This window comes from Pseudoalteromonas luteoviolacea CPMOR-1, assembly GCF_001625685.1.
In the GTDB taxonomy this organism is placed as follows: domain Bacteria; phylum Pseudomonadota; class Gammaproteobacteria; order Enterobacterales; family Alteromonadaceae; genus Pseudoalteromonas; species Pseudoalteromonas luteoviolacea_K.
On record NZ_AUYC01000002.1, the window covers coordinates 83449 to 102594 of the forward strand.

The window sequence follows — 19146 nt, forward strand, 5'->3', positions numbered from 1 at the left end:
CTTATCCAAATATTCTGTTTTATTTAATTATGCAGGGCTTATCGCCACATAAAGGGTGGGTAGTAGGAACGAGCCTCAATGCACCGTAGGAAAATCCACTCGCGGTTCCATTCTGCTGTAAACAAGCTCCATTGTTATATTGATAAACTGTTTTGGCACCTTGTGAATTGAGGTAATTATTTGTGTCGTCTGGGTCTGAATAACCAAAGAAACTGCCAAACCTCTCTGAATATAACTTTCGATCTCGATAAGTTCGTGAAAAGTTCTGTGAATACAACTCCCCTTTACATTCACTGTCTAAAAAATAAAAACTATCTGTGGTATAGTTTATATATCGCTCAACATCTGTAGCTCCATCAATTGGCACATACTCATATATCCCATTTTGAAAACGTACAATCTTCCCCACTTTATTCATGCCACTACCGTCATATATTGCAGGCACATTGCTATTTACAATCGCATTGTTAACCATGAGTGAGATATTTTTTACCTGCTCAACATCTGTAATAGACTCGCAGGCATTCGCAGATTGAACTGACACTAGCTGCTCTTTTGCAATGGCTGTAACTAACAAGCTATATACTGCTTGCCCTTGCAATGAGTTTAAATTAACAGCCCACTTTTCATGGTTTTGCGCACTGACACAATTTGGGACTTGATGTGACTTGGGCTCAGCCAATGTGAATGTCACAGTTTGGCCCAATACATCGAGCTGTTTGATGGATGATGCAGCAACTGCACTGTTGACGCTTAAAGCGAACACGGGTAAAAATAGGTATTTCATACTAACAAGGTGCTTCCAGTAAATTTATTTGATAACGCACGGCTTTTCGCCGCACAGAGGGTGTGTCGTTTTTATCATTTTGCGGTGATGCGAATAACCTTGGGCCACATTTCCTGTACGAACCTGGCAGGTAGTATCATCAACCATTTCGTACACTCGAGACTCACCATGATCAGAAAGCTTATCTCCGTGTTGAGTTCCATCCGCATACGTTAAGTATGAATTCACAGCCTCATAAAAATGAAGTGGGTTGTTTTCATAATACCACCCATACATATCACCTGAGCAATCAGGTGTAATAAATACAGTATTGTTAGGAAATCTTTTAGAATAATGCCAATATGAATCCGGATTAATACTGCCTGTGAGGGGAGTATATACATACCCATGATGTTTATCACTCCACCCAATCACCTTACCTATTTTTGTTGTACCACCGCCTTTATAAAGCGCTACTGCATGGGTTACATCACGATCAGTATTCGCAGTAAGTGAGACACCATCTGCTACTTCAATTGCTAAATCAGTATCACAATAACTGGCTGAGTTAACCGTAACAAATTGCCCTTTTGACAGGGCTGTCACTAACAAACTATAAGTCGCTTGCCCTTGTAAAGAGCTAAGATTAACGGCCCACTTTTCATGATTTGCCGCACTAACGCAATTTGGAACTTGATGGGTTTTAGGGTTAGAAAGGGTGAAAATAGCCGTCTTTCCAGCCACCTCAAGGTGACTAATAGAAGACGCAGCAATTGTACTGGCCGACATGACTGCCGCCAGCAAGGTTAAAAATTTGTATTTCATAGATATTTTTTATTATTTAAGAACACAAGCACTGTCACCACATAATGGGTGAGGCATGGGTTCGAGTTTTGAATATGAGCTATTATATTCACTGGCTAACTTGTTTTGAGCTACACACTCATATTTATACTCGAACTTTTGCCATTCAGCTTTATACACTATCGAACTTTTGCCATTTACCTTATTCACTAAAGCATAAACAGGTATATTACCTTTTGTATTCAAACGGTTTTCAGCAAGGTTGTTGCTTAATTGTGTCATATATTTATCAACTGCAGGAATATAGGTGGGACTGCGAGGGTTGGTACGAATGTAAGCATCCCCTGCGCACTGTGCATTTAAAAATACTGGGTCATCATAATAGTTTTGATACTTTATGTATGACCAAACTAGATTTGAGCCACCATTGGGGATAAAGTAAGCTCTCCCGCCGTCAAAACCTATCACTGTACCTAACTTTGTTACTCCGTCCCCTTTATAAATAGAGGGCTGTTGGGCTGTCAATGGGCTTTGGTAATTAGTCGACAATGACACCCCCGCAGCTTGCTCTATATCTGGGGAAGACTCACAGCGATTTGCAGAACGTACCGACACTAACTGCCCTTTGGAGACAGCAGACGCCAGTAAGCTATACATAGCTTGTCCCTGTAAGGAGTTTAAGTTGATTGCCCATTTGTTGTGATTGTCACCACTCACACAGCTTGGCGGCGTATGTTGTTTAGGCGCTGATAAAGTAAATGTGACCGTATCACCATACACCTCTAGTTGCTCAACACTTGATGCAGCAATCGCACCACTAGACATAGCTGCTAAGGCTGAAATTAAGGTCATTTTTTTCATAAACTTGCTTTTAAAACAGATAATTGTCCTTATGACCATTGTACCTTAATTAGGTATTGATGCATATGGTAAAAGAATAAGTTTGGTAAGTTTGGGACAGGCACAAATTAAGTTTGGGACAGGCACAAATTAAGTTTGGGACAGGCACAAATTAGTTATAGGGGGTAAGTTTTGGACAGGCACAAATTGGAATAAGTTTGGGAATATTGGATTTGGGACATATTGGATTTGGGACAGACATGAATTCTTTGCTTAAATTACACATCTCAACTACTGTTTACATATCCAGTGAAAAGGAGGGTTAAAAAATGACAAGAGCAAGGAAGGCGTTGATAGACTTGTCGGCTACACCATATTATCACCTAATTGCACGCTGCGTTCGCCGCGCATTTTTATGTGGCGATGACAAATATACAGGTAAAAACTTTGACCATAGACGTACTTGGTTAGTAGAGCGCGTAAAACTATTAAGCAGTATATTTGCTATTGAAATCGCGGCTTATGCCATCATGAGCAATCATTATCATCTCGTTGTTAAAGTGAATCGACTTCAGGCACTCGGCTGGTCAGATGATGAAGTAATTTCGAGGTGGTATCGGCTTTATAAAGGTAGCCCTATCATTGATAGATATTTGCAAGGAGAAACCCTGAGCGAGGCGGAGCAACTACTAGTATCTGAACTGATCGCAAAATGGCGAACAAGACTTTATGACATTAGTTGGTATATGAAAAACCTTAATGAGTTTATCGCAAAAGAAGCAAATAAAGAGGATAGCTGCACAGGAAAGTACTGGGAAGGAAGATATAAATCTCAAGCGTTGTTAGATGAAAACGCCCTACTAAACTGCATGGCATATGTTGATTTAAACCCTATACGTGCGAATATGGCAAATAAGCTAGAGGACAGTGACTTTACATCAATTCAAGAGCGATTAAAGCAGTTCCAAAGCGCAAAATCAAAAGAGTCAAAACAAAATGAAAAAGTACAAGATTCTGTGCAACCCATTGCACTACAACCTTTTGGCACAAGGGAGCAAGCGCACACATTGCCATTTTCATTATTGGATTACTTTGACCTAGTTGACTGGACAGGCCGACATGTTCACCCCGAAAAGAAAGGTTACATCCCAAAAAATACTCCTAACATACTTACTTTACTCAATATTGATGAGAAAGCTTGGTTAGATAAAATACAAAACTATGGAACACAGTATGGGAATTTTGTTGGTTCTAAAACTGCGCTGCAAGCGCATGCAGCCAAAAATGATGCGAACTGGTACAAAGGTGTTGGATAGTATTTAACGCAATTTTACGTCTGCCATTTTAAACATTGCTTGTTTATAAAAATGAAAATATTCCTATTCAAGTGATTTGCTTTCAACAAACCTCAATGTGACTAGGTCAACTAACCCTAGAAGATGTACTTTCTAAACTCATGTCTATGATGATATTGGCTGATTAAAAAGTGCCTGTCCTTTATTTAGTTTTGATGTTTAAAAAGTGCCTGTCCCAACTTATTGATTCCAACTTATTGCTATCACAACCCGAGCATGAAAAAAGCCCCGTAAACGCGGAGCTTTGCAACATTGAATAAATTACTTTTAATCGCCTTTAGACTTGTTATTAGCCCACGAAAGTATAAGCAGACCAACAAAAAACATTATACCAATCAATAATATGCCTAAGCCTTTTTGCCACAAAAATGCATCTCTATCGGTGAAATACCAGATAAAAGGAACTGTGATCGCCATGCCGCTTATTAAGCGATATATACCCAAAAGACCCGACCCAACACCTTCACATACCTCCTCTACAAACTGCATTTTTGCATTATAATTATAGGTATTGATACCATAAAATTTTCTTAGCAACCGACTGATAATAGCAAGCCCAAGAAGCGCGAAAAGCATATAAATAACCATAGGGTTTGTTTCTACGCCTTCGGCCATTTTATTTATAGAATTAATACCGCCTTCACTGTATCGGACCAGTGTCAGTAGTACGCCAGTTATTATCACTAAGATTGTTTCAATCGTTATTGTTTTTTTCAAACAACACCTCTCTATTTAATTTGAATAAAAGCCATATGGCAGAGCTATCGTAGGGCTAATTAAAAATTTATCCCAAACTGAATTATGCATGGAATGCGCTTTGTACTGTATTAAGCGTGAAATTTATGAGTAATTTAGTGAGTGGGCATGAGGAGGATGTATAACTTGGCAGGGTTTGGGAAAGATACAGACAACACCATGGTGCCTGTTCCTATCACAAACGAATTAATTTGAAACTAAAGGCCTAAGTCCGATAGCGTATCGAAACTAGGCCTTGATAGCCGCTTAGAAATGAGTCCAACTTTATGGGAACAAATCAAAGTGAGAGGCTTTGGAGACAAAGATTTGAGCCTGTCCTCTATTTAGTTCCTCCTAAACTCATGCCTATGATGATATTGGCTGATTAAAAAGTGCCTGTCCCAACTTATTTTGTTATGCTGGTTGATATTCACCTAATGATGCCCGATAAAAAACAGCATCAATTACTGGGTCATACCTATCGGACATGTACTGCTCATTTGTAAGTAGTGGCTCATAATCACTCGGGTCAGCGCCTTCAGGCAGCTCAAACGGATAACCATCGATAGCCATAGCCATATCAAACCGCAACTTGCTTCCACCAACTGTCAAAGTTTCAAAATCAGTAGACTGAAGGCGCTTGGATAACCTCTCTTCCAATGCGTTTTGGAAATCTCGCTCACTAGGCCAGTCATCCATGTTTGCACTTTTTCCTGAAACCACATCACGAGCTGTATTTGCCGCTTCTTCAAAAGTAACAGGAAGCCCTTCTTGCTCCGCTGTTTCTAGCAGTTGCATAGTCAAAGCTATCTCTTCATCTGATATCCCTTTCAATGCTGCGTTATCTTCATGCATCCGTGTTCTAGCCGCTTTTTGAGCTGCTTTTATTTTCTTTTTCCGCTTTTGGTCCTTTGTTAACTTAACCATATTTTCTCCTTAAATTGTTCAGTTGCAAATTAGCACAGCAGGTAGCTTTGTTAAATTGTTATCTCAAACCCAATATGCACATCTTTTACTCTGTCTTCTGTAATTCCGATATATTCGAGCGTTTCTTTAACACTTGAGTGATTAAGTAAACGTCGTAGAGTTTTAATATCAACCCCCTGCTTATATGAATGATAACCAAATGTTTTGCGCATCTAGCTAGGCTTCACCTTGAAAAGTAAAAAAGTGCCTGTCCCAACTTATTCTTTATACTTTTAGTTTTGATGTTTAAAAAGTGCCTGTCCCAACTTATTTCCACTGAAACTAAAAGGCCTGAGTCCGATAGCGTATCGAAATCAGGCCTTGCTAGCAGCTTAGAATTGAATCTAACTTTACGGGGTTACTTCATAGTATGAAGCTTTGGCTCCAAAGATTTTTGCCTGTCCCAACTTATTACTCCTTGATGTTTAAAAAGTGCCTGTCCCAACTTATTTCCCTGTCCCAACTCGAAAGTAAAAAAGTGCCTGTCCCAACTCGCGCCATTTAAAAAGGATTAAAAAGAGGATTAAAAAGTGCCTGTCCCAACTTATTCATTCAACTAACCTCAATGTGACTAGGTCACCTAACCCTAGAAGATGTACTTTCTAAACTTACGCCTATGATGATATTGATTTTGAAAAAAGTGCCTGTCCCAACTTATCCCAGCTTAGAAATAAATCTAACTTTACGGGGTTACTTCATAGTGTGAGGCTTTGACTCCAAAGATTTGTGCCTGTCCAAACTTATATACCTCGGTCATCATCACCAAGATCATGATCTAAGCTAATTTCAGATACCTCTCCACTTTCTAAAAGCTCAATAGCTTCTAACGGCCAATAAACTCTTTTCCATCCCTTTGGAGTTTGTCGTTCATCGTCTAGATATACTTTCATATCGTTGGCTCTATATTTTATTTAGGCTACGGCGTCACTTGGTCGGTGAGTGATTGAAGTCTACAGAAAGATAGATTTATTGGGTATACACAAGAATTAAGCTCCCCAAATCTGCCAGTTATAAAACAAATACCTAACTTTTTACTTTAAAGGAATATCGGCATTTAGCAGAAACAGGTACTTTTGTAGCAAAGTAATATATTGTTCAAAGTTCAATCGGTTACTTGCGGATGTTTCTAGCTGATGCAGAGCATACGGGGTATTTTTTGGTAATGTCATTGTAAATATTCTTCGTTTCCAATTTCCGTCAGCATATCTACGCTAAAAAATAGAGTCCGTATCTGAAGAAAAGTAATATTGTTAGCTTTAGATCGTAAGTATAAAAAAGCCTCACTTGAGAGCGAGGCTTAAACAATAAACAGAACCTAGTTCCCATAGAAAATGAGCCTACAAGTCCAACACTCTTTTGGCTTCTTCTTCAGCGGATTCTAAAGTATCAAAAATTCCTGATGGGTTTGGCGTTACTTTCACTTCATAAGAGACTTCTTCTTCTGGATCATATTTTGATAAATATTTTTCCAAATTATACGTACCATCAGCAGACTGCTTGATTTGAATGCATATACCTTCACTTTCAGATGAAATTCGTTTTACAGTTTTCATAAACTTACTTTGATACCTTAGAATTATTGGTTTTCATCAATGATCGTTTTAGGCTCAAGAACCTTATTGGTTGACGCATCTCTAAATGCGTGCGTTTGAACAGTTTGACCATCTTTAGCTACATGCGCATCTGAACTAACTTTTTGTACATTACTTGCTTCAACCCCATGCTGGGCAGCAATTCTATCCGCTTGTTTCGCAGGTTGGCTTATCACTGTTCCACCACCTTCAGATAATTGAGTCAACTGTGACTCTGAAGCTAGTTGCTTTTCTAGTTTAACAGCATTTACAGCCGATTCTGCACCTCTTGTAGCATTTATTGCCATACCAGCTCCGCCTGGAACTATTGGTAATGCGATAGCAACACCATCAGCAACAACTCCAAGAGTGTCCAACGCAGATGCGCCCCAATTTCCTTCCGAAATATTATTTCCTAAGGATGTAATGCCAACAGCAAGGCTTGCTGCATCCCACACAGACTCAGCATAGTTACCATCTGGATCAACATATTTATATGGGTTGTTATTTGCGTATGTGTATCTACCAAACGAATGAACATTCGATGCTTTGAAACCCACAGGATCATTCGAATAAAACCGCCCAATCACTGGATCATAGTATCGTGCCTGCATATAGCTCAAGTTCAAATCTGTATCAAACTTGTGGCCTGTATAACCTACATCATCTTTAGGCTGGTTTATCGTTTCTCCGAATGGGCGATGGTATTGGCGGTCATTATTTGCAGTCGGTGGCGTCACATCGCCATACTTTGCAATGAGCTTTTTACCTAAATAGATGTAACTGGTGCCTTCACCTGCAAATGCATCTTTTTCACGATACAGTAATACGCCGCTTTGGCTATATAAACTATAGCTGGTGCCATTGCCATCTTCTTGTTTCACACGGCGGTTATGACCATCATAAAGGTAACGATTGCCCTTGGCTTCAACCATTTGATTCGCCAAGTTATAATCCATGGCAAACCCGCCGTTATGCGTGACATTGCCTCGGGCATCATAGTTAATCGCACCATACTTACCACCTGTGCCCAGCCCTGTCACTCGCTCTAAGCGGTTACTGCTCTTTTGATAGTGATAGGTAAGGTCTCGGTCTTTGCTTTTGTAGGTGCTAATGTTACCTAAGGTATCATATGTAATTTCACTGTTTCCAATTGCTACGCCACCTTGTACTTCTCTCAAGCGATTGAGGCCATCGTAAACTAAACTCGTTAGGCTATAGGCATTATTCACATTATCTGTAATGGCAGTAACGTTTGCATTGCTGTCATAGTCATATGTCAGGTTCACTAACGCTGAAGTACCCAACGTATCTGTCAGCGTTTTAGGCAAGTTACTCAGCGGGTCGAGCGCTAAACTGTGCACCGCTTTATTGCCATATATAAAGCGCGCAGGCTGACCTGTCGGGTGGTAACTTACGTCTTCAGCAAATGCTAGCTCTACCGCCCCATTTGCATCCAAAACAACGGCACGCGTTGGTTGCCCAAAGCCGTTGGGGCTATAGTGCACAGTTGTGCCATCAGGGTAAGCAATATAGCTTTGTGCCAAGGCGCTGTTATAGCCATAATCAACCTCTGATTGAAGGGTGTTATTGATTGTTAGCCGCTCAAGCTCTAAAGCCCCTTGATTGTTATAATAATAAGTGTGATTCACACTCCCAGCGGTCAAAGATAAAAGGTTGCCATTGTTATCATGCTCATAAGTTAAAGACGGAGTACCTACAGGGAACGTCACAGTATGGCTATCACCTAAGTTGTCATACTCAAACACCGTGGCATCACTGGGTTGAGTTGTGACACATTGCGTATTATCGACTCCCTGTTTTTGCCACACAACTTGGCCTAAAGCGTTGTGGCCCATCAGGGTATTACCCACATCCGGTCTGATTATCAAACATAAGTTTTGGTTATCGTCGTACTTGCGTGTCTCCGTGACTGACACCCCCTCACCCGATTGGGTGATGGATTCAACCAACCCAAATAAGTTCACATCCATCGCCGTTGTCACCGACTCTGGAGACTCGATGAGCGTGGCAATATCATAAGCTGGGCTGCCAAATGCTTGGTATGTGGTTTTTGTGGTATGTCCTTTAGCGTCAGTCACCGACATTTTATGACCGCTCAGGTATTCAAAACGCGTGGTACCTAGCCCGCTGACTGTCACTGATTCTTTTCGGCCTAAGGCGTCATAAAACGTACTCGTCCCTCTCGCTTCAAGAGCATCGAAACTAGGAAATGACTCAAAAGTTGGTTGATTTTTATAGTCATAGCTAAAACGCTGATAACGCGTCGGATTTATCGAGCTTGCTTGCTTAGACAGGTCGGTTTCAGTTTTGCTAATTAATCGATATAGCCCATCGTATTGCTCAACATTTAGGTATTCAACAGTACCAGGTTCACATTCCCCAAGCGCATTTAAGAAGCATCGTCTAACCGAGCGAGTAAGGGTATCGTCATTCCACGTAAAGTGGGTATCAAGCCAGTTTTGGCCTGTGTCATTGGTTAAATCAACACTGGTGATACGACCAATCTTATCGTAGTCATAGTAGGTGGTGACATCATTCAAGTTCTTGATTTGCCTCACCCATCCATTTTCATCAATGACTTTATTAATCGACATCGATTGCGCGTCAAAGTAACGATTCGGTAATGTAATGGTTTGCGCAGTATTATGCTTATAGTCACTGTAACGAATAACACGTTTACCTGTGCCATCATTAAAAGTGACTTTTTCTAACCCACCGTGACCATGGTAAGTATTAAATGTCTTTTTTAACTGACCATGTACTGAAATGGCGCTAGGTAAATGCACCGTACGTTTAGTACCCTGATTGGTCAGTTGATATGGAGCATACTGAGTCCAAGCAGCAAGTTTGTCAGTACCATTGGTATTAATCTGTGATAAGTCAGTCTCACTGACAAAAACTTTACTTGGTTGGTTTAACGAATTGGTCTCTAAGTCATGAAAGTGTGTCAACCGCACATGTTTGGACTCAGCATTAACATGGTTTGTTAACGTAAACAGGTCTGGCTTATCGTACTCGTTAAAATTTAGTACTTTTGTCGAATAAACCGACTGATTTGTCTCTTTAAAAATGGTGGTTTTTACATCACTGACCTCAACATTAATGTTTGAGGTGAAATCTTTTCGTTGTGGCTCAAATGACTTTTCAGAGTTCAGGATAAATACTATCGCTCTATCCTCGCCAAACCCTGCACCTTGATTATCACCATAGTGATAGTCGTAGCTCACTTCTTTGAGCTTTTTATGATCTTTAGAATAGGTTTCTTCTTTTAATAGGTTATTTTGAGTTACCCCGTAACGTCGACTATGGTGATGTTTGATATATGAGTTATCTGGATTAGTTACTGTGGTCACTTTTGTGTGATCCACATTCAAAATATTGCTGAAACTTCCTTCTTCACCTGTGTAATCATACGACCAGATTAGTGGTGATGATACACCTGGTATATTCAACGTTTTTTTCACTAGAGAATACGCAGCATGGGACTTTGGCACCCAAACGTCATCATGTTCTGTGAAGCCATTAGGGTCTATTTTTAAAATTCGTGGAACATCGGTGATCCCTTTACACAAATCCCTTATGCCAAACTGGCCAGACGTTCCATTGGGGTGCTTTACAGTAATAAAGTTCTCTATGTGCAGACCTTCATTCGCAATGCAGCCAGGTGCTGCACCGGGTATTTGTAGTCTTGGGGTTTCAAAAACTTTATCGTTGCCATATTCCATGATCCAAGTCTGTAAATTTGGCAGCGTGACTTTTTCTAATAGGTTATAGCGGCGTGCATCAGAGAACTTGACTATTCGATAGTCATACTGCCACACTCGACCATTGTGATTAATACTTTCAATGCGCTCTTCGACTGGGTCCCAAGTAAAATCTACCCTTTGATTATCAGACGTCGTTATATAGTCGATTTTCCCATTTTCTAAATAATTAAACTCAATGGTATTACCAAACTTATCTTCAATTTTTGATGGCAACATAAAGACGTGGAACTGCTCAACCCAAGAGCCTGATGGGGAGCCCCCGCCACCTGTGGGAACTTGCTTTGGCGGACAGTTAAAAGGCACGCACCCCTGTTCAACATACGCAGACATTCTTAAATTGTTACGTCCAGCAATTTGCCGCATTTCATCTAGGTAATATGTGATCCCGTTAGGACTGATGACTTTAAAGCCCTCGTTTCCAGACTTTGCGGTGTAACAGGTAATTTCATGTGAAGCTTTGGTGGTTTTTTTGAACTTATTTTCGTTGGGGCCGCCCGTCATTTTTTCTAGTAATTTATAGCTGGGCTCATCGATTAGTGAGAGCGAATCACCACTCCAATAGGCATCTCTGTGCATACGATAGACAACCAGCTCTATATCATCCGCATCATGAAAAATGGTATGGTTATAAACCATATTTGGTGTCGCACCGACATTTGCTGTACACGCATTTCCCTTTGCCCATGCTGATGCATTGTCATAGGTACCAGCTGTATCCGTTGCATAAACTGAACGTAAATGAGGAAGCTTCAAACTCCATGATCCAAATTCTTTAGTACTATGAAACCAGCTATCTGGGTCACTGAAGGTTCTTGTAAGGTCTAACTTCAAGCCACCATTCACGGTTAGAGATAGCTCATTGTGCGAGATACTAAAGCCACCATTGGCTAAATCGACCTTATCACCCAACAAATCTGTCGTTAACGTCTCTACTTCAGTACTATTATTAGTATATTCTTTATAGTTATATGCATAATCAGGCAACTTAGAAGGATCTGACAAAGCCAGTGCCTGCAAAGGCAAAAGTCCTGCTAATAAGCCTAACTTACACCGCATTGTAAATTTCATTTTTATATCCATTTAAACAATCGTATTTAGCGGTCTGATACCTCAAACCGCTCTTTTCTTAATTCAAAGTCGATTCAGCCACTGGGCTGCCTAATAGGTCAGTGTGGATAAATATCACTTGTTTCTTACTGCTGGCTTCGACTGTATTACTCCATGGAGAACACTGAACGGTATTACAGCCTTTTACTCGGTAAAGGTATTTACCTTTATCCGTTGTTGGCTGTTTATACTGTGATTCAGTTGTTTGCGTGACATGTTGCCAATCCAATGAAGTCGTGGCACTACAGCTTGATGAGCACTGTGCCCGCTCTAAAATAAAGTAATGAGTATCAACCGGAGAGGTCCAAGTTAACGTGCGGCTTCCACTCAAAATAGGTGCTTGCATCACAGGCACTCGAATATAGTTACCACAGCCCCCCCCATTGGCATTGCATGCAGAGATACGCAATACACTCCAGCCCAGCTCTGGTACTTTATCGCCTTCGCCCAATAAAATTGTGCAACCGTAATACGGTTTACCTTGTTGAGTGAAGGATGTGACGTCACATGATAAAGGAGCCCACTGCCCAAGAGCTGTTTGTAGTTCCAGTCTATATTTGCTAGCACCCACTACCGCAGGCCATTTAACAAAGTATTGATTTGACCCCTCAGCTACAAAATTTAACGTGACCGAGGTTGGAGCCTGATAGTTGATATCGCCTACTTGTGTACACACCTTTGGCGTGAAATCACTCATTGAGCCATCATGCATTACCGTACGAACTTTGTAACAATACTCACGGCCGTGCGCTAAGGTACGTTTTAGCTCAAACACGCCTTGAGGATCTTTCGAGGCCATTTCAGGTCGACTGCTATAAATCACATTGCTTAGCTCACCTAGCACTTGATACTCAGCGACCTCTTGTGATTGCGCACCGCACCATTTCACAGGCACATTTTTACCACCAACCACTTTGCTTGGAACATAAATGCACGCAGGGACTTGGTTTATTGGCAGTGCAACTGGACTAAAGTTGCTTGCACTCAAGCTCTGAATGTAATCTCGTTTATGATCGCCACAGTAGCCTGCTTGATCACATGCAGAGACCCTATAACCTAAATGGTTTGCTTGTCTAAACTGAGCATAATGGAACGTATCTAGAGTTTGCGTCGCGGTTTGGCCTGGACCGAAGTAAATGGGTAACCACTCCACCATGCCAGCACTGTTTTTAGTCTGAAACTCTAACAAGTAAAACTCAGCACCTATCACTTTGCCCCACGCCAAAGACACTCTATTATGTGCACTCATATGAGCGTCAAAGTAACTAACTGGCTCAAATGCCAAAGCGCCTACCTGAGTACATTGCGTTGCCGTGTAGCCACTCACTGAGCCATCTGCATAGCGTGCGCGAGCCTTATAACAATAACTACGGCCAGCAGCCGGTGTGCGATGAGTTTCCATCAAGGTATGCATATTCCGCGGTGCGTTTTGAGCAGTTGCCGTAAATATCGTGCTGCTCGTTTCACCTTCAATGTCATACGCTACAACCCCATCCGCTTGCGCATCACACCATGTGATCGGTACAGACTGCCCAGCAGCCACCTGAGCAGGCACATATAAACACGCAGGTGCTTTGCTATTAGCCGATGCCGTTTTGCCAAAATGAGATGTACTCAAACCACGTAAAAACGCTCGCATGAAGTCACCACATACATTTTGTGCGTTACATGCTGACACGCGATAACCTAAGTGTCCCAAGCGTTGATACTGTGTGAGATGAAACGGGTCGATTGACTGCGTAATCGAGCTTTCAGGCCCTAAATACATTGGTTGCCACTCAATTTTTCCATCTGCTGTTTTCTTCTGAAATTCCAGCAAGTAATTGGTCGCACCAGATTTTTTCTCCCAACTAATACTGACCGTCTGTGCACTGACTAAATTCGCATTCATGAATCGCACAGCGTCAAAGACTTTAGTGCCAACAACGGTACACTCAGTCCCCGTGTAAGACCCTACTTGGCCTTCATACCACGCTCTGACTTTATAACAGTACTCTCTCCCGTGCGGCAACGCTGGGCGTGTGTCATAGTAAAAACCCGACTGGGCGTCATAACCAAAATTATCAGTTTTGTCTCGCTTGAGCGTACTGCTAAGCTCGCCTTGTAGTTCAAACTCTACAAAGCCCTGCTGACGTGGCGCACGCCATTTCACATCAAACGGTTCACCCGCATTCACTTTGTTAGGCACCAAAATATACTCTGGTGTCATCGCATTGTTAGGACTATTCAAGGTAAAGGTTACGGTATTGCCCACAGGCACGACTTCACCACAATATCCTTCTTTGATACAGGCCTGAATCTCAAAATGATACTCGCCCGCTAAGCGGATTTTTTCACTGAATTGCGTTTCTGTGATCCCTGTAAAATAAGATTCCCACTGAGCGCCTTTGCGTCGCATTTTAACTGTATACATATCCGCATCAGGTACCGGATCCCAAGTCAGTGAGACAGCATTTTGATCAGTCGTCGACTTGCCCGCTTTTGCACCGGTCGCTTTTGCGTTCACAGCATTGCTAATCGGCACTTGGTATGACATTGGATGAGGTTTGGAGCAGGTGTTATTCCTATCACACGCGGATAAACGGTAGTTTTGCGCTCCGCCAAGCTCGAATGTGCCCAGTGTATGTACTTGAGTTTTGTGGGTGACCTTTCGTGACTCGATGGACTGCCAAGTTTTGGTGAATTTTTGCTGCTCTAATACGGGACTTGCAGCAGGCAGAGTCAACACCCTTGCACTGCGACTCGAAGAAGCCATTGCAGACATCGTTAACGGTATCGCTGATGGCATGGCTGCCCGCATCATTGGGCTTGCTAGCACTAAGCTGGGTTCAACGCCCTCTGTACTTTGTTCAACGCGTACCGTTTCTAAAGTAAGCGTTTCTCGCTCCAATTGATAGTAATGGGCACGCTCAACGGGTTGCCAATTTAGGTTGTATACCCCGGGCTCTGTACTTTCAGCTAAAAAACCAGATGGCGTGGCCATTTCGCGCATTGCGACTTGCGTGCACACAGGTAAAGACTGGCTTGTTACTTCATTGGCCAGTACCACATTTACGCGGTAGCAATACTGCCCAGCCGCCAAAGCCTGCTCATCATAGTGAAAGTCTGGAAATTCAGGTTGATGATGTACCGTACTTACAGTGTGATATTGGCCACCAAAATCTGCGCGCTGAAGTTGATATTGCTGTGCTTCTGTTACTGCACTCCAAGATATCCGAAACCCCTCATCCGCTGGGACATATTGAGGTAAATAGATAAATAATGCATTTGCACCAACGTCACTGACCTGTGCACTAAGTTCATTACCGTAGTCGTCACATTGTGTGGCCGTTAGACAACCCACCACTTTAAATGATGTCGGTTGCTCCACCAGCGTACTTAAGTCCAAGATGTTACTCTGAACGTGTGTTTCGACCCACTCCCCTGATGCCAATTGATAAGCCACTTTATACTGAGACATGCCAGCCTGTGCTTGCCAACGTAGCTGTAAAGTACCTTGCACACTGTGCGATAGCGTGAGGTTATAATCATCCCACGCCGCGCGGCTATTTTGCGCGCGTGCGGGTAAATCAGGCTCTGGATCTAGCAAATCAAAACTGGTCAGCCCCAATATCGATGCACTCGCACTGGCGCACATAAACAAGGTGGCACTTGCAAGCGCTGAGCTAGATATTAAAAAATTAGTTAACTTCATTATTGATAACGGGCCCATAAACTACGAGCACGCGCGCTCCCTATTAGGTGTAATAAAAATTCCGCTTTTACTGTTATTGATATATCAGCTCAATTGATTTAGGTGTGGCAATATTAAAAACTGCACTACACTGCGAGGTGGCTGCTACTTTAATTAATGCGTGTTGATTTTGTGCCGCTAATAAGGCGCGATATAAATGGGCACCATCAGGGCTTGTTAATGAAAATGCCCATTGATTGATATTGTCAGCAGTCACGCAACTCGGCGCTTCTCCAGTTATTGGTGCATTAAAATAAACGATGTCTTCTGATATTTTTACCGCTATTGTCTGCGCTTTGACCATCACCGGCGCTATAAACAAAAAAAACAAGCTAAATAGTGTTAAGCGTGCCATTTTAATCTACTCTCACTTGGCATAAACCGACACCGCATTGAGGATGATTCAACTGATAATCATAAGACACTTCAGGGTAGACTCTTTCATTGCCAGACATCTGATAACAAATGCCCATCTCAGTTTTTTGCGAACGAGGCCAAATCTGGCTCGCTGTATCTAATTTTAAAAACTTACCATCTTTATACCAAGGTGAGGCCATAAAGCCGGATGGATTATTATCATAAAAGCCCACTCTGCCTGTACAATCTGTGCCCTCGTAATAAAGCGTGCTAATAATAGATGGATAGGGGTATGCCGACCAATTTCGAATAAGATTTACACCATCGACGTCGACCAACAGTTGATAACTAAATTTTCCTGGTTGATACTCAGTAGCCGTCAAGATTTCGCCAATTTTGGTTACTCTATCTCCTTGATATAAAGCCGCTCTTGCATTAGCTCGCACGGGTGGCTGTGCAATAGCATCGCCCAACTCAACGCTGATTGCACGCTCATACCCTGATGCATCCAAACAGTCGCCTGCGGATTTAACCGCTATTTGTCGCTTTTCACTCACTGCGGTCACCAGTAACGAATAACTGGCTTTGCCCGACGCAGTATTTAATGACAACGTCCAATAAGGATTATTATTTGCGCTAACGCAACTCGGTATACTGTGTGCTTTATCAATGTGTGTTTGAAAATAAACCACATCGTTTTCAATGCGAATAGATTTAACGCCTAAACCCTCTACTGCCATTAACGAGGGTGATAAAACACCTATTGTTGCCAAAACTAAAGTTAATGAAGACCTCATAAAATCATTACCTACCTATAAATTAACATTTGTACTCATTTGGGGTATTTTCTACTTTATTAAGAAAAAGCACAATGTATAATTTAAAAAACAAATGAATTGAACCATGATAAAACAGATAAGCTCACTATTAATATTCACATTTTCTGCCAGTATTAATGCGCAAATATCAGATATAAAAAGCCTAAAAATACAATAAGACCTCGTTTATATTACGTTAGATAACCACAACGAAGCCCCAAAACCCAATTGTGTATTGCCAGATAATATGAAGACATGGACATTGTCTTTAAATACCGCAACGGGCAAAGCAAGCTATGCACTGCTGGTTAACGCCTTTGAAGATAAAAAACCAATTTCAATTGAAGGGGCAAGTGACTGCACAGATGCTCCAGGATATGAGCGTGTGAAGGCGATCAGTGTAGAGCAGCCACATAAAAACGACGCGACTTTATATTTGTATAAAGGAGACGGACAGACCCGAGTTGGCCGGATTTATGATATCCAAGGTATTGATGGTAATGCAGAAGTATTTTATTTAGGTAATGAATATAGTACGAGTATTCGCTCGATGAAGCCTAACTACTATGGCCAGATGAGCAACATCGATATTGGTTATACTCGACATAGCTGTCAAGGTGATGTCGCCTATAGATTACGCACTGATAGGGTATATCTACACCCAGATATTAACGATGGCAAAACATTTACACTAGGAACGCCAGGTCAAACTTACGGTACAACTCGGATCATGTCACAAAGACGGACTAGTACAGGAGAGTGCGAACAATTAGGTCACTATGAAATTTATGCACCAGTAGCTCCAATTCAACCGTATCACCACCCTATTTGCGGCGAAAAGCCGTGCCAAATAAAACCATAAAAGGTTAAAACAGAGAGCGTTTATATGCTCTCTCTGGCTACTTCAAATAAGATTGTACTGACCGCAGTCTTTAAATCACTGGCTGGCAACAAGGTGTCAGGAAGCAGCTTGGCAGAAATAGACTCTGTGTAGGATTGCAATACAGGGCTAAGTTTACATGGGCTTATGCTGCCTTCTTTGATACCGCTAAAGGTGTTCATCAAGACTTGCCTGTTTTTTTGTAGCTCCAAAATGACCGCGCTGCGGATCGGGCTATTTTGGCACAGGTGCTTTTTGCATGCGCGGATCGCTATTTCCATAAACGCAGAAATTTCTTCATTACTGTGAGTTGGCTTATTTAAGCTTGTACGCTTACCCTGTTCACTCGAGATAGGGGTAATGCTGTTTTTAAAACCAAGGGCTCTTTCACCAATTAGTTCCATCTCATCACTCGTCAACATCAACTCGCCAAATCGCGCAAAGTACATCGCTTTATCCGTTTTGTTTTTTAGGATAATTATGCGGGTAATTTTTCGGGTGTACATTACACTTTATTACACGCCCTGTTATAAAATTTAAATTTGTTGCGCCATATACAAAGCGATACAATGCAGCTTTTAATCCACAGAGCCCGCTATCGTGCAATTTGAAGTTGAAGCCATTGGCCATATAGAATCTCCATATAAGCAAAAGTTTGCCATTCCAAGACAACCAAGACTGGTACCTGAGGCCACTGCAAAGCTGATATTCAGCGATGCCTTTAACCGTGAAGAATTTGTGCGAGGCATTGAAGAATTCACTCACCTTTGGCTACTATTTAGATTCCACGAAACCGCGGACAAAGGTTATTCGGCGCTAGTACGCCCGCCAAGGCTGGGTGGTAATGAGCGCAAAGGCGTATTTGCCACACGCGCAACCTTTAGGCCAAATGGCATTGGTATGAGTGCAGTCAAGCTAGAAGGTGTTGAATATAAAAATGGCCAATTGGCGCTGCTGCTCTCTGGCATAGATTTACTCGATGGCACGCCAATCGTGGATATCAAACCTTATCTGCCTTATTCAGATGCACTGCAAGGTGCCTCGGCGGGGTTTGCCGATACGCGCCCAGAAACCGAGATGACGGTCTCATTTAGTGAGCAAGCCCAAGACTTTATCGAAAAGCAGCGCCAATATCCGGAGCTAATGAGCTTTATCAGCAACGTCTTAAAACAAGATCCAAGACCTGCCTATAAAAAGAAAAAACAGCAAACACAAAGCTATGGCATGAGTCTGTACGAATTCAATATTCGCTGGCAAGTTGAAGATGAGCATAACCATGTCATCGAAGTGAGCGCTGAGAAACCGCAAACAGCCAAAAAACCACAAGATTAAATATCTTTACAGCGAAAATAACTCTTTTTTAGCACCTTAGGCACTGTTAAACTACGTGCCTAATTAAAAACACATAACATTGAACGGAACA

17 protein-coding genes are annotated in these 19146 nt (G+C 41.9%); 3 read left to right on the forward strand and 14 right to left on the reverse strand.

From position 1 onward, the window contains the following. Window positions 1-19: 19 nt before the first annotated feature. The 3 genes from N473_RS00770 to N473_RS00780 are packed head-to-tail and all read right to left on the reverse strand — an operon-like array spanning window position 20 to window position 2431. Window positions 20-787 carry a hypothetical protein gene (locus N473_RS00770; protein ID WP_063366318.1) on the reverse strand — a complete coding sequence of 256 codons (768 nt, stop codon included), beginning with the start codon at window positions 785-787 and terminating at the stop codon, window positions 20-22. A gap of 24 nt (window positions 788-811) precedes the next feature. Then, window positions 812-1591 carry a hypothetical protein gene (locus tag N473_RS00775; protein WP_155735495.1) on the reverse strand — a complete coding sequence of 260 codons (780 nt, stop codon included), beginning with the start codon at window positions 1589-1591 and terminating at the stop codon, window positions 812-814. A gap of 12 nt (window positions 1592-1603) precedes the next feature. Continuing rightward, window positions 1604-2431, reverse strand: coding sequence for a hypothetical protein (locus tag N473_RS00780; protein ID WP_063366320.1), 828 nt, complete (start codon window positions 2429-2431; stop codon window positions 1604-1606). 308 nt (window positions 2432-2739) lie between these two features. On the opposite strand from N473_RS00780, the gene N473_RS00785 reads away from it, so the two are divergent. Further along, window positions 2740-3726, forward strand: a complete 987-nt coding sequence (locus tag N473_RS00785) for a transposase (protein ID WP_063366321.1) — start codon at window positions 2740-2742, stop codon at window positions 3724-3726. A gap of 306 nt (window positions 3727-4032) precedes the next feature. Here the strand turns inward: N473_RS00785 and N473_RS00790 are convergent, their stop codons facing one another. From N473_RS00790 to N473_RS00820, 10 genes are all read right to left on the reverse strand, one after another. Continuing rightward, complete coding sequence (locus N473_RS00790) at window positions 4033-4482, reverse strand: hypothetical protein (protein WP_063366322.1); 450 nt, start codon at window positions 4480-4482, stop codon at window positions 4033-4035. Window positions 4483-4914: 432 nt separating this feature from the next. Further along, window positions 4915-5427 (reverse strand): hypothetical protein, encoded by a 513-nt coding sequence (locus tag N473_RS00795; protein ID WP_063366323.1) that lies wholly within the window; start codon window positions 5425-5427, stop codon window positions 4915-4917. Window positions 5428-5477: 50 nt separating this feature from the next. Next, window positions 5478-5639 (reverse strand): tyrosine-type recombinase/integrase, encoded by a 162-nt coding sequence (locus N473_RS26075; RefSeq protein ID WP_155735496.1) that lies wholly within the window; start codon window positions 5637-5639, stop codon window positions 5478-5480. Window positions 5640-6206: 567 nt separating this feature from the next. Beyond that, window positions 6207-6356, reverse strand: a complete 150-nt coding sequence (locus N473_RS26435; protein ID WP_196766346.1) for a cyclic-phosphate processing receiver domain-containing protein — start codon at window positions 6354-6356, stop codon at window positions 6207-6209. Between the two features lie 141 nt (window positions 6357-6497). Then, window positions 6498-6635 (reverse strand): hypothetical protein, encoded by a 138-nt coding sequence (locus tag N473_RS26440; RefSeq protein ID WP_196766347.1) that lies wholly within the window; start codon window positions 6633-6635, stop codon window positions 6498-6500. A 168-nt stretch (window positions 6636-6803) separates the two neighbouring features. Continuing rightward, entirely contained in the window at window positions 6804-7019 is a 216-nt protein-coding gene (locus tag N473_RS00800) for a hypothetical protein (RefSeq protein ID WP_063366324.1), read from the reverse strand. 23 nt (window positions 7020-7042) lie between these two features. Beyond that, entirely contained in the window at window positions 7043-11896 is a 4854-nt protein-coding gene (locus N473_RS26660; protein WP_063366325.1) for an RHS repeat domain-containing protein, read from the reverse strand. A 58-nt stretch (window positions 11897-11954) separates the two neighbouring features. Next, entirely contained in the window at window positions 11955-15629 is a 3675-nt protein-coding gene (locus N473_RS00810) for a hypothetical protein (protein ID WP_155735497.1), read from the reverse strand. Between the two features lie 73 nt (window positions 15630-15702). Then, entirely contained in the window at window positions 15703-16023 is a 321-nt protein-coding gene (locus N473_RS00815) for a hypothetical protein (protein WP_063366327.1), read from the reverse strand. A 1-nt stretch (window position 16024) separates the two neighbouring features. Continuing rightward, window positions 16025-16822: a hypothetical protein gene (locus N473_RS00820; RefSeq protein ID WP_063366328.1), complete on the reverse strand. Its 798-nt coding sequence runs from the start codon at window positions 16820-16822 to the stop codon at window positions 16025-16027. Between the two features lie 268 nt (window positions 16823-17090). On the opposite strand from N473_RS00820, the gene N473_RS00825 reads away from it, so the two are divergent. Next, window positions 17091-17705, forward strand: coding sequence for a hypothetical protein (locus N473_RS00825; RefSeq protein WP_063366329.1), 615 nt, complete (start codon window positions 17091-17093; stop codon window positions 17703-17705). Window positions 17706-17725: 20 nt separating this feature from the next. Here N473_RS00825 and N473_RS00830 read toward each other — a convergent pair whose 3' ends face one another. After that, the gene (locus N473_RS00830) at window positions 17726-18172 is read right to left on the reverse strand and encodes a hypothetical protein (protein WP_063366330.1); all 447 of its coding nucleotides are present in this window, start codon (window positions 18170-18172) and stop codon (window positions 17726-17728) included. Between the two features lie 151 nt (window positions 18173-18323). Between N473_RS00830 and tsaA the strand changes: the two genes are divergently transcribed. After that, window positions 18324-19055, forward strand: coding sequence for a tRNA (N6-threonylcarbamoyladenosine(37)-N6)-methyltransferase TrmO (tsaA, locus tag N473_RS00835; RefSeq protein WP_419555128.1), 732 nt, complete (start codon window positions 18324-18326; stop codon window positions 19053-19055). The last annotated feature ends 91 nt before the right edge of the window (window positions 19056-19146 follow it).

Excerpts from the sequence above, each read along its gene's own strand:
- N473_RS00770 (WP_063366318.1), bottom strand. The coding sequence starts at position 787 with ATGAAATACCTATTTTTACCCGTGTTCGCTTTAAGCGTCAACAGTGCA.
- N473_RS00775 (WP_155735495.1), bottom strand. The coding sequence starts at position 1,591 with ATGAAATACAAATTTTTAACCTTGCTGGCGGCAGTCATGTCGGCCAGT.
- N473_RS00780 (WP_063366320.1), bottom strand. The coding sequence starts at position 2,431 with ATGAAAAAAATGACCTTAATTTCAGCCTTAGCAGCTATGTCTAGTGGT.
- N473_RS00785 (WP_063366321.1), top strand. The coding sequence starts at position 2,740 with ATGACAAGAGCAAGGAAGGCGTTGATAGACTTGTCGGCTACACCATAT.
- N473_RS00795 (WP_063366323.1), bottom strand. The coding sequence starts at position 5,427 with ATGGTTAAGTTAACAAAGGACCAAAAGCGGAAAAAGAAAATAAAAGCA.
- N473_RS26075 (WP_155735496.1), bottom strand. The coding sequence starts at position 5,639 with ATGCGCAAAACATTTGGTTATCATTCATATAAGCAGGGGGTTGATATT.
- N473_RS26435 (WP_196766346.1), bottom strand. The coding sequence starts at position 6,356 with ATGAAAGTATATCTAGACGATGAACGACAAACTCCAAAGGGATGGAAA.
- N473_RS26440 (WP_196766347.1), bottom strand. The coding sequence starts at position 6,635 with ATGACATTACCAAAAAATACCCCGTATGCTCTGCATCAGCTAGAAACA.
- N473_RS00800 (WP_063366324.1), bottom strand. The coding sequence starts at position 7,019 with ATGAAAACTGTAAAACGAATTTCATCTGAAAGTGAAGGTATATGCATT.
- N473_RS26660 (WP_063366325.1), bottom strand. The coding sequence starts at position 11,896 with ATGAAATTTACAATGCGGTGTAAGTTAGGCTTATTAGCAGGACTTTTG.
- N473_RS00810 (WP_155735497.1), bottom strand. The coding sequence starts at position 15,629 with ATGAAGTTAACTAATTTTTTAATATCTAGCTCAGCGCTTGCAAGTGCC.
- N473_RS00815 (WP_063366327.1), bottom strand. The coding sequence starts at position 16,023 with ATGGCACGCTTAACACTATTTAGCTTGTTTTTTTTGTTTATAGCGCCG.
- N473_RS00820 (WP_063366328.1), bottom strand. The coding sequence starts at position 16,822 with ATGAGGTCTTCATTAACTTTAGTTTTGGCAACAATAGGTGTTTTATCA.
- N473_RS00825 (WP_063366329.1), top strand. The coding sequence starts at position 17,091 with ATGAAGACATGGACATTGTCTTTAAATACCGCAACGGGCAAAGCAAGC.
- N473_RS00830 (WP_063366330.1), bottom strand. The coding sequence starts at position 18,172 with ATGTACTTTGCGCGATTTGGCGAGTTGATGTTGACGAGTGATGAGATG.